Below are 14,661 nucleotides of genomic sequence, written 5' to 3' on the forward strand. Positions count from 1 at the left end.
TTTCTATCGCTGCGCGCCGACGGTCTTTCGCTCGCCCGAGGGACCACGCGGTTTGGCTTCGAGGCCGAAGAGCAGCCGCGCGCGGCCGGGGATGAAGTCCACCGCGATGGCGAAGAGGCTCGACAGCACGAAGGTCGCGGCGGCGATGATGATGAAGCTCGGCACGGCGGGCAGGCCGAGCGGCAGGACGTAATAGAGCGCGCCGACAATCACCGTCTGATGGATGATGTAGAGCGGGAACACTAGGCGGTTGACCGTGACCAGCCGCGCGTCCGGCTGGTTGAAATGACGGGCGGCGAAGCCGATCAGGGTCAGGATCATCGACCAGGCAAGCAGGAAGATCGCGGCCTTGAAGAGCGGGGTTTCATCGCCGTAGCTGCCGATCGCCTGTTCGGCGGGGGCGAGCCAGGCGAAGGCATATAGAAACATCGTCACGGCGAGCGCGACCGCGGCACTCACATAGCGCTTGGCGATGATCGGCTCGATTAGGCTGCGATGATTGCGGGCGACGAGGAATCCGAGGCCGAACCAGCTTGCCCAGACCGCGAACCAGGCGCCGTCATTGTAAAGCGCATTGGTTTCCTTGGGGTAGAACGGCGTCAGAACAAGGTTCAACACCAGCGGCAGCAGGAAGAAGAGATAGATGGCGCCTGATTTCGCGATGCGCTCGAACCAGGCCATGATCGCGTTGCCCGGTCGGCTGAGATAGAGAAAGATCGGGTAGCAGATCACCGACATCACAAGCAGATAGGCGACGAACCACATGTGCGCCCAGGTGAAATTGCCGGTCGGGTAGCGCCCCTCGGTGAAATAGCGCGTCAGCCAAAAATTGATGAGCGAGCCGTCATAGCCGGTCTCATACATGCGCTCGTACCAGACCTGCGGCACGACGAGGACGGCCATGGCGAAGAGCAGGGGGACAAGCAGGCGGATGGTGCGCTTGCGCAGGAAGGCGAGGCTGGAATCGGAGCGAAAGGAGAAGGCAGCGCCCATGCCCGAGACGAAGAACAGCAGCGCCAGCCGCCAGGCGCGCGGGAATTCCATGATCAGCGAGAGCGCGGGGCTGGTGCGATCGCTATGGATCAGCCAACCCATGTCGGTGAAGAAGGCCGCCGAGGAGTGATAGAGGATCAGGATCGCGAAGGCGGAAATCCGCAGCCGATCCACATAGTAAAGCCTGTCCTTCATGACCTGCCGGATATCATCTTGATGCCATGCCCGGGTTGCGGGCGTCGCTCAAGGATATCCGTGTGTGCTTTCTAAAGTGTGAGCGGCTCGCTCACCTACGTCTCATGCAACACATGAGCCGCCTTGACGGCAGCCGAAGCCCGGTTTTCGACGCCGAGTTTGACGTAGATCTGCTCGAGGTGCTTGTTCACCGTGCGGGCGGATAGGCCGAGAATTTCGCCGATGTCGCGGTTGGCTTTGCCCTTGGCGATCCAGAGCAGCACCTCGGATTCGCGGTGGGTGAGCGCGAAGCGCTGGCGCAATACCTGGTCGTCGGCGCGCTGGCTGGCGGTGAGGCGGAAGAGATATTCGTCGGGGCCGATCGTGCCAAGAAAGGCGAGCTGCAGCACGTCCTGGCCGCCATGGGCGACAGATATGGTGGAGGCGGTGCGGTCTTTCATCCAGGCGGCGATGGTTGAGATCACCGTGTCCATGCCGTCGTCGCTGCCCATGGCGGCGTTGACGAGGCGGGTCGCCTGGGGCGTCGACCAGTGGATGTTGCCGTCTCCCTTGACCGCCAGCAGGTGGCGGCCGGCGGCGTCGAGCGCCACGCGGGCGCTCTGGGCGGAGCGGGCGTTTTTGAGGTGGACGCCGATGCGGGCGCGGAGTTCGTCGATGTTGATCGGCTTGGTCAGATAATCGACGCCGCCGGAGCCGAGCGCGTGGACGACGTGTTCGGTCTCGGTCAGCCCGGTCATGAAGATGACGGGGATCTGGCTGATCGCCGGGTTGGCCTTCAGCCGCCGGCAGGTCTCGAAACCGTCCATGGTGGGCATGACAGCGTCGAGCAGGATGAGGTCGGGGGTGATGCGCTCGACGATGTTGAGCGCTGCTGAGCCCGAGGTGGCGATCAGGACGGAGAAGCCGGATTGCTCCAGCGCATCGGTCAAGAAGCCGAGCGCTTCCGGCGAGTCGTCGACCAACAGAACGATGTCGCGCGGGAGCTCAGCCAATGTGTTCCACCTTTTCGTCGAAGCGGTGCAGGAAGGCCATGAAGCCGTTCAGGTCGAAGGCGGCGACATAGGATCGAAGGTCCTCGGTAAATGGCTGATTTGCCTCCACCTTGGCAAGGTCGGCGAGCTTTGCCTCGATGCCCCTGATATAGCCGATCTCGCCGAGACGCAGCAGTTCCTGCACATGCGCATCGCCGGGGCTCTGCAAGATCTGCTCAGTCTTCTTTGGCGTCGCGGGGGCGGCTTCGGCGTAGAGCCATTTCAGGCCGAGGTGCAGCGCGAGCTTGTCGCGCAGGCGGCGGATGTCGACCGGCTTGCCGATCGCGTCATTGTGGCTGTCGTCGCTGTCGCCATGGGCGGCGGCGTCGCCGATATTGGCAGACAGCATGACGATGGGCGCGGTCTGGCCGGCTTCGCGCAGGCGCGAGACGAGCTGCCAGCCGTTCATGCCCGGCATCAGGATGTCGACGAGAAAGAGATCGGGCTGGATGCCTTCGATCAGCGTCAGGCAATCCGTGCCGCTTGCCGCCGTCAGCACGACGAAATCCAGCGGCACCAGGATCTCGCGCATCATCTCGCGGTGGTCCTCGTTGTCGTCGACGACGACGATGGTGCGGCGCGGGCCGTCATAGCTGACGATCTTCTTTTCCTGCGGCGGCGCGGCCATCTCGCGCAGCACGGCCGAGAGCATCAGGCGCACGCGGAAGGTCGAGCCCTTGTCCTTTTCGCTGGTCACGGAGATTTCGCCGCCGAGCGTGTTGGTCAGAAGCTGGGTGATCGTCAGGCCGAGGCCGAGGCCGGGCATGGGGCGGATGCTGTCGGCCTCGCCGCGCTGGAATGGCTCGTAGATGCGGCTCAGGTCCTTCTCGGCGATGCCGCGACCGGTGTCCGTCACGGTGAAGGTCGCGACCTGGCTGCGATAGGCGACATCGAAAGTGACGGTGCCCTCGTCGGTGAACTTGATGGCGTTGGAAAGGAGATTGACGAGGATCTGGCGCAGGCGTTTTTCGTCGGTCCGCACGAACTGGGGCAGGGCAGGCGCGCGCTGGTGGTTGAAGGTCAAACCCTTGGCGAGCGCCTGCGGGCGGAACATGTCGACGATCTGGTCGAGGAAATCCTGGATGTTGATCTCGTTGGAATAGACCTGCAGGCGGCCCGCCTCGATCTTCGAGATATCGAGCAGGCCGTCGATGAGGCCGGAGAGATGTTCGGCCGAGCGGCGGATGACCTTGATCGACGACTGGCGTGGCGTCGGGATGGTCTCGTCGCGCTCCAGGATCTGGGCGTAGCCGAGCACGGCGTTGAGCGGCGTGCGCAGCTCGTGGCTGAGGCCGACGACATAGCGGCTCTTGGCGCGGTTGGCGGCCTCGGCGGTCTCCTTGGCGGCCTGGAGTGCGGCATCCGTCTTCTTGTGAGCGGCGATTTCCTTGAGGAGCAGCGTGTTCTGGCGCGAGGATTCCTCCTCGGCGACGACGCGGCTGTCATGGGCGAGCACATAGAACCAGCAGACGACGCCGGCGATAACGGCGAAGACGAAGAAGACGATAAGGATCGTGCCGTTGACGACCTCGGCGGTTGCCGGCGAGGCCGAGGAGACCTGATGCGCGATCATCGCCAGGATGGCGCCGACGGCGGTCAGCGCCAGAATGACGGCGATGCCGTAGCGGCCAAGGCGCGTGGTCAGCTTCTGGACGATGGTTTCGGGCAGCACCGCTTTGGCGACATAGCCGACCTGCGCGTTCAGATGCGCATTGGGCTTGCACATGTCGTGGCAGCGGCTGTCGAGCGAACAGCAGAGCGAGCAGATCGGCGCGGCATAGGCGGGACACCAGGCCATGTCCTCCGGCTCGAAGGGATGTTCGCAGACCGAACAGGTGATGTTCGTCAGGTTCTTCCAGCTCTGGCGCGGCTTGCGGGCGAGGTAGAACTTGCCCTTCGTGGCCCAGGCGATCGCGGGCGAGGCGATCAGGGCGACAATGAGGGTGATGTAGGGCGCGAGCGATGCGGCGATCGTGCCGAAGGCGCCGAAATGGGCGATGAGCGCGATGGTCGCCGACAGCGTCATGGCGCCGAGGCCGACGGGGTTGATGTCGTAGAGATGGGCGCGCTTGAATTCGATGCCTGGAGGGGCAAGACCGAGCGGCTTGTTGATGAAGAGATCGGCCGAAATGGTGCAGAGCCAGGCCATGGCGATGATCGAGAAGATGCCGAGCGTTTCCTCAAGCAGCCGGTAGATGCCTAGCTCCATCAGCAGCAGCGCGATCGCCACGTTGAACACCAGCCAGATGACGCGGCCGGGGTGGCTGTGGGTCAAGCGGGAGAAGAAATTCGACCAGGCGAGCGACCCGGCATAGGCGTTCATCACGTTGATCTTAAGCTGCGAGACCATAACGAAGGCGGCCATCAAGAGCAGCGCGGCGTTGTGCCAGGGAATCATGTAGCCGAAGGCGGTCAGATACATCTGCGCCGGATCGGCGGCGCGGTCTGCGGGAACACCTGAAGCAAAAGTGAGCACGACGAGGAAGGAGCCGGCCAGCAGCTTCGGCGCGCCGATGATGACCCAGCCGGGACCGGCGAGGAAGACGGCGAGGCGGTGGCGCCACTTGGTCTGCTTTTCCGGAGGGAGGAAGCGCAGAAAGTCGGCCTGTTCGCCGATCTGGGACATCAGCGCCAGGATGACGGCGGAGGCCGCGCCGAATTCGACGAGATCGAAGGGGGCGACGGTGCCGGGTGGGCCAGAGGCATGGCGGATGCCGGAGAAAGCACGCCAGAGGTCGAACTTTTCCCAATCCATCACGGCGATGAAGAGGAAGGGCAGGATGTTGAGGACGATCCAGAAGGGCTGCGTCAGAAGCTGGAAGCGGCTGATCAGCCGGACGCCGTGGGTGACGAGCGGGATGACCATGACGGCGCTGATGATGTAGCCGATCCAGAGCGGAATGCCCAAGGTCAGCTCCAGCGCGCCGGACATGATCGACGCCTCGATCGCAAACAGCATGAAGGTGAAGCTGGCGTAGATCAGCGAGGTGATGGTCGAGCCGATATAGCCGAAGCTGGCGCCACGGGTCAGAAGGTCGATATCGACGCCGTGGCGGATGGCATAGCGGCTGATCGGCAGGCCGATAGCGAGCATGGCGATCGAGGCGACGATGATGGCGTAGAAGGCGTTGGTGGTGCCGTAGGAGAGCGTGATGGCGCCGCCGATCGCCTCCAGCGCCAGAAAGGAGATGGCGCCGATCGCGGTTTGCGAGATGCGCTGCGAGGAGAATTGCCGGGCGCTCTTGGCGGTGAAGCGCAGCGCATAGTCTTCCAGCGTCTGGTTGGCGACCCAGCGATTGTATTCGCGCCTGACCGGAATAATGCGTTGCCGCGCTGCCATGCCCGTAATCGGCCCTTTCGTTCCCCTTGTCATGCGTTCGTAACATGGAACAGTGCGGGGCTTAAGAGTGCGGTGCAACGCAAAACTGCACATTTCGCCCCGTCACCTACGTCATTTCGCGTATACGCTTTCGCAGTGCAGCACCGGATAGTCCCTTAAGCAACAGTTAATCGCCGTTTCAGGCCTGTTGTCGGAACAAGAAGAGGGGATCAACCAGATGAATCTGCGATCATATGTTTCCGGTGCCGTGCTCGGCGCCGTCATGTCGGCCACGGCCGCATTCCATGGAGCCGTTGCGGCTGACGACACCATCAAGGTCGGCGTTCTGCATTCGCTGTCCGGCACGATGGCGATCTCCGAAACGACGCTGAAAGACGCCATGCTGATGCTCATCGACGAGCAGAACAAGAAGGGCGGCCTTCTCGGCAAGAAGCTCGAGGCCGTCGTCGTCGATCCGGCTTCCGACTGGCCGCTGTTTGCCGAAAAGGCACGCGAGCTGATCGAAAAGGACAAGGTCGCGGCCGTCTTCGGTTGCTGGACGTCCTCGTCGCGCAAGTCGGTCCTGCCGGTTTTCGAAGAGCTCAACTCCATCCTGTTCTACCCGGTTCAGTATGAAGGCGAAGAATCCTCGCGCAACATCTTCTACACGGGTGCTGCTCCGAACCAGCAGGCAATCCCGGCTGTCGATTACCTGATGGAAAAGGAAGGCGTTAAGCGCTTCGTTCTGGAAGGTACCGACTACGTCTATCCGCGCACGACCAACAAAATCCTGGAAGCCTACCTGATCTCGAAGGGCATTCCGAAGGAAGACATCATCGTCAACTACACGCCGTTCGGCTTCTCCGACTGGCAGACGGAAGTCTCCAAGATCAAGGAATTCGGTGGCGCGGGCAAGAAGACCGCCGTCGTCTCCACGATCAACGGTGACGCCAACGTTCCGTTCTACAAGGAACTCGGCAACCAGGGCGTCAAGGCAACCGATATCCCTGTTGTCGCCTTCTCGGTCGGCGAAGAAGAGCTTGCCGGTCTCGACACCAAGCCGCTGGTCGGCCACCTCGCTGCCTGGAACTACTTCGAGTCGGTCGAAAGCCCGGCCAACAAGAAGTTCATCAAGGAATGGCATGCCTACACCAAGAACGACAAGCGCGTGACCAACGACCCGATGGAAGCTGCCTATATCGGCTTCAACGCATGGGTTAAGGCGGTCCAGGCTGCCGGCACGACCGACACGGACAAGGTTCTCGACACGATCATCGGCACCACTGTTCCGAACCTGTCGGGCGGCTACGCCACCGTCATGCCGAACCACCACATCACCAAGCCGGTGCTGATCGGTGAAATCCAGGCGAACGGCCAGTTCGAAATCGTCCAGCAGACCCCTGCTGTCGTCGGCGACGAATGGTCCGACTTCCTGCCTGACTCCAAGGACCTGATCTCCGATTGGCGCAAGCCCATGAACTGCGGAAACTTCAACGTTGCCACGGGCAAGTGCGGCGGCAAGGGCTCCTGAGTGCTGACCACCCCGTCACTCTGACGCCTGAAGACTTCCGCCCGGTCTCTCCTGTCCGGGCGGAAGGTCCATCTCCGAAGCGCGGCCCTGAGGCTTCGGACGGCACCGATCCACTCAGTGGAAGCAGCCGACCTAAGGGCCCCTGAATTTCCCCGATTGCGCCGGAAGGCCAACGATAACCGAGGCAGAAAGCCGATGTATCGCGCCATCAAGATTTTGCTTTTGACCTTGTGCCTGGCCCTGCCGGCATTCGCCACGGCGCTGAAGGCGCAGGAAGACATCCATGCGCTGGTCGACGCGCTCGGCGTCGGCGATTTCCCGGAGCGCGAGGTCGCCATCAAGGCGCTGGTCGCATCCGGCGATGCCCATGTCAGCCAGATCCTGCAGCAGCTCAGCGACGGCCAGCTTTACGTGAATTCGGAAAGCGGTGGCCCGGTTCTGCTTCAGGGCGGCACGGAGGACGAGCCGACATTTTCCGATCCGATCAGCGGCGAAGCCGTCGCCGATATCGACGCGGACTATATGTCCAAGGTCCGGATCAACAATTCGCTGCGTGGCGTCATTGCTTCGGCCATGAGCCAGCTGACGCTGCTGTCGCCTGATCGCGGCGCCCGCCTTGCGGCTGCCCAGGGGCTGCTGCGCGATGCCGATCCCGCCAATCTCGAACTTCTGAACTCCGCACTTGCCGCCGAGAAGGACGGCGAGGTCAAGGAGACGATGGAAGCCGCCCGCGCCGTCATGGTGCTGAAGAGCGATGTCGGCGCCGAGGACAAGAAGGCCGCCATCGATACGATCGCCGCCCGTGGCGGTCGCAACGCGCTGACTATTCTTACGACCGCGATGGCGACCGCGCCCGACGAGTTGAAGGGCGAGATCCAGACGCATATCAACACGATCAACCGCAGCCTGGCGCTGTGGGACGTGGTGCAGAACGTCTGGTACGGCCTGTCGCTAGGCTCGGTGCTGCTGCTTGCCGCCATCGGCCTTGCCATCACCTTCGGCGTCATGGGCGTCATCAACATGGCGCATGGCGAGATGGTGATGATCGGCGCCTACACGACCTATGTCGTGCAGCAGTATATCGCCTCGACCTTCCCCGGCCTCGAAGTCTATTCGCTGGCCTTCGCCGTACCCGCCGCCTTCCTCTTCACCGGCTTCGTCGGCCTCGTCATCGAGCGCACCGTGATCCGCTATCTCTATGGACGTCCGCTGGAAACGCTGCTTGCAACCTGGGGCGTGTCGCTCATCCTGCAGCAGGCCGTGCGCTCGATCTTTGGGCCGACCAACCGCGAAGTGCGCAATCCGAGCTGGATGTCGGGCGCGTTCGAACTCGGCGGCCTGTCGATCACCTGGAACCGCCTGTGGATCATCGTCTTCTCGATGGCCGTGTTCGTGACGCTGCTCATGCTTCTCAAGCGTTCCGCCTTCGGCCTGCAGATGCGCGCCGTCACGCAGAACCGGCGCATGGCGTCGTCGATGGGTATCCGCACCGGCTGGGTCGATGCCTTCACCTTCGCGCTCGGCTCCGGCATCGCCGGCATGGCGGGCGTGGCGCTCAGCCAGATCGACAACGTCTCGCCCAATCTCGGCCAGAGCTACATCATCGACAGCTTCATGGTCGTGGTGTTCGGCGGCGTCGGCAATCTGTGGGGCACGCTGGTGGGCGCGCTGTCGCTCGGCGTCGTCAACAAGTTCCTCGAGCCTTTCGCCGGCGCCGTGCTCGGCAAGATCCTGGTGCTCGTCCTCATCATTCTCTTCATCCAGAAGCGGCCGCGTGGGCTCTTCGCACTCAAAGGAAGGGCGGTGGAAGCATGATTACGGCCTTCCTTCTCCGGTCTCTCGATCGCAAGATCATCGTTGCGCTCATCATCCTGCTGGCGCTTGCCGTGCTGGTGCCAGTTCTGAACCTGATGACGCCGGCAACGAGCCCTGTGCATATCCCGACCTACATCATGTCGCTGTTCGGCAAGTATCTGACCTATGCGCTGCTGGCGCTGGCGCTCGATCTCGTCTGGGGTTTCTGCGGCATTCTCTCGCTCGGCCACGGCGCTTTCTTCGCGCTCGGCGGTTATGCGATGGGCATGTATCTGATGCGCCAGATCGGCACGCGCGGCAGCTACGGCGACCCCATCCTTCCCGATTTCATGGTGTTCCTGAACTACAAGGAACTGCCGTGGTTCTGGCATGGGTTCGACCATTTCTGGTTCGCGGCGCTGATGGTGCTCGTCGTGCCCGGGCTGCTCGCCTTCGTCTTCGGCTGGTTCGCCTTCCGCTCGCGCGTCAACGGCGTCTATCTCTCGATCATCACCCAGGCGATGACCTACGCGCTGCTGCTCGCCTTCTTCCGCAACGACATGGGCTTCGGCGGCAATAACGGCCTGACCGATTTCAAGGACATCATCGGCTACAACATCCAGGCCGACGGCACGCGTGCGGCACTCTTCTCGGCCACCGCGATCCTGCTCGCACTGTCGCTGCTGATCGCGTCGGGCATCGTGCGCTCGAAGTTCGGCAAGGTGCTGGTCGGCGTGCGCGACGCGGAAAGCCGCACGCGCTTCCTCGGCTACCGCGTCGAGCACTTCAAGCTCTTCACCTTCGTCGTTTCGGCGATGATGGCGGGGATCGCCGGCGCGCTCTACGTGCCGCAGGTGGGCATCATCAACCCCGGCGAATTTGCCCCGGCCAACTCGATCGAAGTCGTCATCTGGACGGCGGTGGGCGGGCGCTCGACGCTGATCGGGCCGATCATCGGCGCGATCATGGTCAATGGCGGCAAGACGATCTTTACCGGCCTCTTCCCGGAATTCTGGCTCTTTGCGCTCGGCGGGCTGTTCGTCGCGGTGACGCTGTTCCTGCCCAAGGGCATCGTCGGCACGATCGGCCAGTATCTCGGCAAGCGCAAGCCATCCTCCAGCGACACGCCGCCCGCGAAACGCGAAGACGGTGTCGACGCCGAAATCCAGCCCGCGGAGTGAGCGCCATGATCCCTGACGTCAAACCCAACAGCGTTCTCTATCTCGACAACGTCTCCGTCTCCTTCGATGGCTTCAAGGCGCTGAATTCGCTGTCGATCGTCATCGAACCAGGCGAACTTCGCGCTATCATCGGCCCGAACGGCGCCGGCAAGACGACGATGATGGACATCATTACCGGCAAGACGCGGCCGGACACTGGCCAGGTGTTCTTCAACGGCCAGACCGACCTCACCAAGCTCGACGAAGCCGACATCGCCCAGCTCGGCATCGGCCGCAAGTTCCAGAAGCCGACGGTGTTCGAGAGCCACACGGTCTGGGACAATATCGAGCTGGCGCTGAACCGCCGGCGTGGCGTGTTCTCGACGCTGTTCTACCGGCTGTCGAACGAGGACCGGTCGCGTATCGAGGAGATCCTGGCGACCGTTCGCCTGACGCACCGCCGCGACGACCTCGCCGCCAATCTCAGCCATGGGCAGAAGCAGTGGCTGGAGATCGGCATGCTCTTGGCACAGGAGCCGAAACTGTTGCTGGTCGACGAGCCGGTGGCCGGGATGACGGATGCGGAGACGGCGGAGACGGCGATTCTGCTCAAGGAGATCGCCAAGACGCGGTCGGTTGTGGTCGTCGAGCACGACATGGGCTTTATCCGCGATCTTGGGGTGAAGGTGACGTGCTTGGCTGAAGGCTCGGTTTTGGCCGAGGGGTCGATTGATTTTGTGAGTTCCGATCCGAAGGTGATCGAGAATTATCTGGGGCGGTGATGGGCGTTGAGTGTGTGATACCCCCCTCTGCCCTGCTGGGCATCTCCCCCACAAGGGGGGAGATCGACCCGTGGCGGGCGTCTCGTCAATCAATAGCCGTTGGAGCGAGCGGGTGCACCCAGCCAGTCTCCCCACCTGTGGGGGAGATGCCCAGCAGGGCAGAGGGGGGTGCCACAACCGTAAGCGATCATAGGGGAAAACCATGCTGACCATCGAAAACGCAAACCTCCACTATGGCGCGGCGCAGGCGCTGCGCGGCATCTCGCTGAAGGCAGAGATGGGCAAGATTACCTGCGTGCTCGGGCGCAACGGTGTGGGAAAGAGCTCGCTGCTGCGCGCCGTTACCGGCCAGCATCCGCTGTCTTCAGGCACGGTGACCTTCAACGACACAAAACTCAACGGCCTAGCGCCCTATGCGCGCGCCAAGCAGGGCATCGGCTATGTCCCGCAGGGGCGCGAGATCTTTCCGTTGCTGACGGTGAAGGAAAATCTCGAGACCGGCTTTGCGCCGCTTACGCGCCGCGACAAGAACATCCCCGACGATATCTTCAGCCTGTTTCCCGTGCTGCAGACCATGCTCGGGCGGCGCGGCGGCGATCTCTCGGGTGGGCAGCAGCAGCAGTTGGCGATCGGGCGGGCGATGGTGACGCGGCCGAAGATCCTCGTGCTCGACGAGCCGACCGAAGGCATCCAGCCGTCGATCATCAAGGATATCGGCCGGGCGATCCGCTATCTGCGTGATAGCACCGGCATGGCGATCCTGCTGGTCGAGCAGTATCTCGATTTCTGCCGGGAGCTTGCCGATTACGTCTACATCATGGATCGCGGCGAGATCGTGCACGAGGGTCTGGCGGAGACGCTGGATACGCCGGAGGCGCGCCGGCATCTGACCGTCTGATCGGCATTCGCCGCTTTTAAAGGCATTCGACGACATGCGCCCTGTTGGCCGGCGCCGAGATTTCAGTGTCCTTCGCGCGGCATGGAAATTGCTTGCTTTCAATCAGTTACAGGATTGAATGAGAACGGCCGGGCAAACCGGCGGCATGAAAAGGGCATGGAATGACGAACGCCGCGGCAGCCACCAGACCGCAAAGGGCCGAAGGCCGCGGGCATCTGGCCGCGAAGTCGCTGGGCGGGCGCACGCGCATCCGCGAGCTCTATCAGGAGGGTGCCGCGAAGATCCGGCTGCCAGATACCTTCGATGCCTCGATGGAAGCCGTCATCATCAATACGGCAGGTGGGCTCACCGGTGGCGACCGCATGGACTGGAGCGTCGTTGCCGGTCCCTGTACGCGCATCGACGTGACCACGCAAGCCTGCGAGAAGATCTACAAGGCGTCCGCCGGCACCGCCGAGATCACCACCAAAATTCACGTCGGCGCCAATGCGCGGGTCGACTGGTTGCCGCAGGAAACCATCCTCTTCGATCGCTCCTCGCTCTATCGCCGGCTCGATGTCGATCTCGACGCGGGGGCGGAGTTTCTGGCGGTCGAGGCGATCCTGCTCGGGCGCAAGGCGATGGGCGAGGCGGTTGTCTCCGGGCTGTTCCGCGATCGCTGGCGTATCCGCAGGGAAGGCCGGCTCTGCCATGCCGAAGATCTGAGGCTCGCGGGCGAGGTCCAGTCGCTGACGCGCGAGCGGGCGGTGCTGTCCGGCCAGGTCGCCTTCGCGACGCTGCTCTATGTCGGGCCGCAGGCGGAGAGCTATCTCAATGCGGTCAGGCCTTTGCTCGACGGTCATATGGGCGGCGCCAGTTGCTGGGCGGGCAAGCTCGTCGTTCGGCTGGCGGCGTCGGATGGCTTCGCACTTCGAAAAATCCTGATCCCGATCATTTCAGCCTTGCGCAACGGCGCGCCTGTGCCGAAAGTCTGGAATCTCTAGTTCAAGCAGATGGATGCACGATGAACCTCACACCAAGAGAAAAAGACAAGCTGTTGATTTCGATGGCGGCGATGGTCGCGCGGCGACGGCTGGAGCGGGGCGTCAAGCTCAACTATCCCGAGGCGATCGCGCTCATCACCGACTACGTCGTCGAAGGCGCGCGTGACGGCCGGCCGGTGGCCGAACTCATGGAAGCCGGCGCCCATGTCATCGGTCGCGACCAGGTAATGGACGGCATCGCCGAGATGATCCACGACGTGCAGGTGGAAGCGACGTTCCCTGACGGGACGAAGCTGGTGACCGTTCACGAACCGATCCGCTGAGGCCATCATGCTCGAGCTTCGACCCAATTGCGAATGCTGCGACAAGGACCTGCCGCCCGAAAGCCGCGAGGCCATGATGTGCAGCTTCGAGTGCACCTATTGCGCTGCCTGCGCCGACAACGTGCTTTCAGGCGTCTGCCCGAATTGCGGCGGCGAACTGGTGCGCAGGCCGGTGCGTCCGGCGGCCAAGCTCATCAACAACCCGGCATCGACGAAACGCGTGCTGAAGGCCGAGGGCTGCGCGCCCGTGAAGGCTGCGTGAGGAGAAAATCATGATCCCAGGCGAAATCATTGCCGCACCCGGCGAAATCGAACTCAACGCCGGCGCGCCGACCGTGACCATCGAGGTGTCGAACACCGGCGACCGCCCGGTGCAGGTCGGCAGCCATTATCATTTCGGCGAGACCAATGCCGGGCTCTCCTTCGATCGCGAGAAGGCACATGGGATGCGGCTCGATATTCCGGCCGGCACCGCCGTGCGCTTCGAGCCGGGGCAGACGCGTTCTGTGACGTTGATCCCGCTATCCGGCAAGCGCGAAGTCTACGGCTTCCGCCAGCTGGTGATGGGCAAGCTGTGATCATGTCTCGGGAGGAGATGATGCGTTTCGCTATGTCTGTGGGTTTTGGTCTGATGGCGCTGATGGCTGCCGGCAGCGCCGGTGCCGAGGAGATCGACTGCAAGAGCCCGACGACACAGACGGACATGACGCTCTGCGAGCGGGCGCGGCAGGACGAGGCCGACAAGGCGCTCAACGTTCAATACAAGAAGACCCGCGCCGCCATGGTCGCCATCGATAGCGATCAGGATGGCGACATGAAGGGGGCTGAGAAAGCTCTGGTAACCGCCCAGCGCGCCTGGATTACCTACCGTGATGCGCAATGCGAGGCGGCCGGCTTTCAGGCGCGTGGCGGTACGATGGAGCCGATGCTGGTGGCCGGCTGCATCGCCAACGTGACCGATGCCAGGACCAAGGAGCTCAAGACGCTCGAAGATGCGATGAGCAACTGAGGTGGCAGAGAGCATGATGATCGTCGGCAATGGTGAGATCGGTGCGGAAGGGGCTGCGGCTGTTGCCGCAGCCGGCTTCGTCATCCGGTTCAACGAATGCCGATCCTATGAGGCGAGCCCCGGCCGCACCGATGTCGTCGCCGTCTGCAACACCGGCCGTCCCGCCAAGGCGATGCTGTCTTCTAAGGCGTGGCGCGCGCATCCCGCTATCGTCGAGGCTTCGGAGATCTGGAGCGTGCGCGATCCGGAGAAGTTCGCGGCGCTGAAAGGCCCGCTGGCCGTCTCGCATCCCGAGCTCGACGATTTCTGCGACGACTATACGAGTCAATTCAGCAGCTTCTGCAAGGACGCTGGCAAGGCGCATGTGGTCGTTGACAAAGTGATTCATGATGGCGTCGACCAGGCACTGGCCACATTTGATCCCGCGCCTTACGTCGTGCCGAGCAGCGGCATGATCGTGATCGCTGAGGTCATGAACCGATTTCCCGATGCCCCGATCGCGCTTGCCGGCTTCGGCCATCAAGGCTGGGAGTGGCATCCCTTCGCCGCCGAAAGGCAGCTCGTCGACGCTTACGTCGCCGCCGGCCGCGTCACGCGGTTTTATCCGTCCGCATCCCGTTCGTCCTCCCAAGGAGCCTGACCC

14 protein-coding genes are annotated in these 14,661 nt (G+C 62.9%); 11 read left to right on the plus strand and 3 right to left on the minus strand.

Annotated features, from left to right (window positions below):
• Positions 1–3 precede the first annotated feature (3 nt).
• The 3 genes from ACIQUB_RS00630 to ACIQUB_RS00640 all read right to left on the minus strand — a co-directional run bounded on the left by ACIQUB_RS00630 (position 4) and on the right by ACIQUB_RS00640 (position 5,559).
• Positions 4–1,188 carry an acyltransferase gene (locus tag ACIQUB_RS00630; protein ID WP_113235282.1) on the minus strand — a complete coding sequence of 395 codons (1,185 nt, stop codon included), beginning with the start codon at positions 1,186–1,188 and terminating at the stop codon, positions 4–6.
• Between the two features lie 95 nt (positions 1,189–1,283).
• Positions 1,284–2,180 carry a response regulator transcription factor gene (locus ACIQUB_RS00635; protein WP_113235283.1) on the minus strand — a complete coding sequence of 299 codons (897 nt, stop codon included), beginning with the start codon at positions 2,178–2,180 and terminating at the stop codon, positions 1,284–1,286.
• Entirely contained in the window at positions 2,173–5,559 is a 3,387-nt protein-coding gene (locus ACIQUB_RS00640; protein ID WP_113235284.1) for an ATP-binding protein, read from the minus strand. Before ACIQUB_RS00640 ends, ACIQUB_RS00635 begins: the two co-directional genes overlap by 8 nt.
• Positions 5,560–5,776: 217 nt before the next feature.
• Here ACIQUB_RS00640 and urtA point away from each other — a divergent pair, with 217 nt between their 5' ends.
• From urtA to ACIQUB_RS00695, 11 genes are all read left to right on the plus strand, one after another.
• Complete coding sequence (gene urtA, locus ACIQUB_RS00645) at positions 5,777–7,069, plus strand: urea ABC transporter substrate-binding protein (protein WP_037186085.1); 1,293 nt, start codon at positions 5,777–5,779, stop codon at positions 7,067–7,069.
• A 195-nt stretch (positions 7,070–7,264) separates the two neighbouring features.
• A complete protein-coding gene (urtB, locus tag ACIQUB_RS00650) occupies positions 7,265–8,884 on the plus strand; it encodes an urea ABC transporter permease subunit UrtB (RefSeq protein ID WP_112536737.1) in 1,620 nt (539 codons plus the stop codon).
• Entirely contained in the window at positions 8,881–10,044 is a 1,164-nt protein-coding gene (gene urtC, locus ACIQUB_RS00655) for an urea ABC transporter permease subunit UrtC (RefSeq protein ID WP_113235285.1), read from the plus strand. The genes urtB and urtC overlap by 4 nt, the downstream gene beginning before the upstream one ends.
• Before the next feature lie 5 nt (positions 10,045–10,049).
• A complete protein-coding gene (gene urtD / locus ACIQUB_RS00660; protein WP_113235286.1) occupies positions 10,050–10,805 on the plus strand; it encodes an urea ABC transporter ATP-binding protein UrtD in 756 nt (251 codons plus the stop codon).
• A 202-nt stretch (positions 10,806–11,007) separates the two neighbouring features.
• Positions 11,008–11,703, plus strand: coding sequence for an urea ABC transporter ATP-binding subunit UrtE (gene urtE / locus ACIQUB_RS00665; protein WP_113235288.1), 696 nt, complete (start codon positions 11,008–11,010; stop codon positions 11,701–11,703).
• Positions 11,704–11,864: 161 nt separating this feature from the next.
• Positions 11,865–12,686: an urease accessory protein UreD gene (locus tag ACIQUB_RS00670; protein WP_113235289.1), complete on the plus strand. Its 822-nt coding sequence runs from the start codon at positions 11,865–11,867 to the stop codon at positions 12,684–12,686.
• 20 nt (positions 12,687–12,706) lie between these two features.
• On the plus strand, positions 12,707–13,009 hold the full coding sequence (locus ACIQUB_RS00675) for an urease subunit gamma (protein ID WP_018897100.1): 303 nt from the start codon (positions 12,707–12,709) through the stop codon (positions 13,007–13,009).
• Positions 13,010–13,016: 7 nt separating this feature from the next.
• Complete coding sequence (locus tag ACIQUB_RS00680) at positions 13,017–13,271, plus strand: DUF1272 domain-containing protein (protein WP_402928279.1); 255 nt, start codon at positions 13,017–13,019, stop codon at positions 13,269–13,271.
• A 10-nt stretch (positions 13,272–13,281) separates the two neighbouring features.
• Positions 13,282–13,587 carry an urease subunit beta gene (locus ACIQUB_RS00685; RefSeq protein WP_047514525.1) on the plus strand — a complete coding sequence of 102 codons (306 nt, stop codon included), beginning with the start codon at positions 13,282–13,284 and terminating at the stop codon, positions 13,585–13,587.
• Positions 13,588–13,607: 20 nt separating this feature from the next.
• Positions 13,608–14,018 carry a lysozyme inhibitor LprI family protein gene (locus tag ACIQUB_RS00690; RefSeq protein WP_402928284.1) on the plus strand — a complete coding sequence of 137 codons (411 nt, stop codon included), beginning with the start codon at positions 13,608–13,610 and terminating at the stop codon, positions 14,016–14,018.
• Positions 14,019–14,034: 16 nt separating this feature from the next.
• Positions 14,035–14,658 carry a Urease operon accessory protein gene (locus tag ACIQUB_RS00695; RefSeq protein WP_113235312.1) on the plus strand — a complete coding sequence of 208 codons (624 nt, stop codon included), beginning with the start codon at positions 14,035–14,037 and terminating at the stop codon, positions 14,656–14,658.
• Positions 14,659–14,661 lie beyond the last annotated feature (3 nt).

The sequence above is a fragment of the Rhizobium sp. NPDC090275 genome, from assembly GCF_044772225.1.
In the GTDB taxonomy this organism is placed as follows: Bacteria; Pseudomonadota; Alphaproteobacteria; order Rhizobiales; family Rhizobiaceae; genus Rhizobium.

What these genes read in the sequence shown, in the direction of transcription:
- ACIQUB_RS00630 (WP_113235282.1), bottom strand. Translation starts at nt 1,188, where the DNA reads ATGAAGGACAGGCTTTACTATGTGGATCGGCTGCGGATTTCCGCCTTC.
- ACIQUB_RS00640 (WP_113235284.1), bottom strand. Translation starts at nt 5,559, where the DNA reads ATGGCAGCGCGGCAACGCATTATTCCGGTCAGGCGCGAATACAATCGC.
- urtA (WP_037186085.1), top strand. Translation starts at nt 5,777, where the DNA reads ATGAATCTGCGATCATATGTTTCCGGTGCCGTGCTCGGCGCCGTCATG.
- urtB (WP_112536737.1), top strand. Translation starts at nt 7,265, where the DNA reads ATGTATCGCGCCATCAAGATTTTGCTTTTGACCTTGTGCCTGGCCCTG.
- urtC (WP_113235285.1), top strand. Translation starts at nt 8,881, where the DNA reads ATGATTACGGCCTTCCTTCTCCGGTCTCTCGATCGCAAGATCATCGTT.
- urtD (WP_113235286.1), top strand. Translation starts at nt 10,050, where the DNA reads ATGATCCCTGACGTCAAACCCAACAGCGTTCTCTATCTCGACAACGTC.
- urtE (WP_113235288.1), top strand. Translation starts at nt 11,008, where the DNA reads ATGCTGACCATCGAAAACGCAAACCTCCACTATGGCGCGGCGCAGGCG.
- ACIQUB_RS00670 (WP_113235289.1), top strand. Translation starts at nt 11,865, where the DNA reads ATGACGAACGCCGCGGCAGCCACCAGACCGCAAAGGGCCGAAGGCCGC.
- ACIQUB_RS00675 (WP_018897100.1), top strand. Translation starts at nt 12,707, where the DNA reads ATGAACCTCACACCAAGAGAAAAAGACAAGCTGTTGATTTCGATGGCG.
- ACIQUB_RS00680 (WP_402928279.1), top strand. Translation starts at nt 13,017, where the DNA reads ATGCTCGAGCTTCGACCCAATTGCGAATGCTGCGACAAGGACCTGCCG.
- ACIQUB_RS00685 (WP_047514525.1), top strand. Translation starts at nt 13,282, where the DNA reads ATGATCCCAGGCGAAATCATTGCCGCACCCGGCGAAATCGAACTCAAC.
- ACIQUB_RS00690 (WP_402928284.1), top strand. Translation starts at nt 13,608, where the DNA reads ATGCGTTTCGCTATGTCTGTGGGTTTTGGTCTGATGGCGCTGATGGCT.
- ACIQUB_RS00695 (WP_113235312.1), top strand. Translation starts at nt 14,035, where the DNA reads ATGATCGTCGGCAATGGTGAGATCGGTGCGGAAGGGGCTGCGGCTGTT.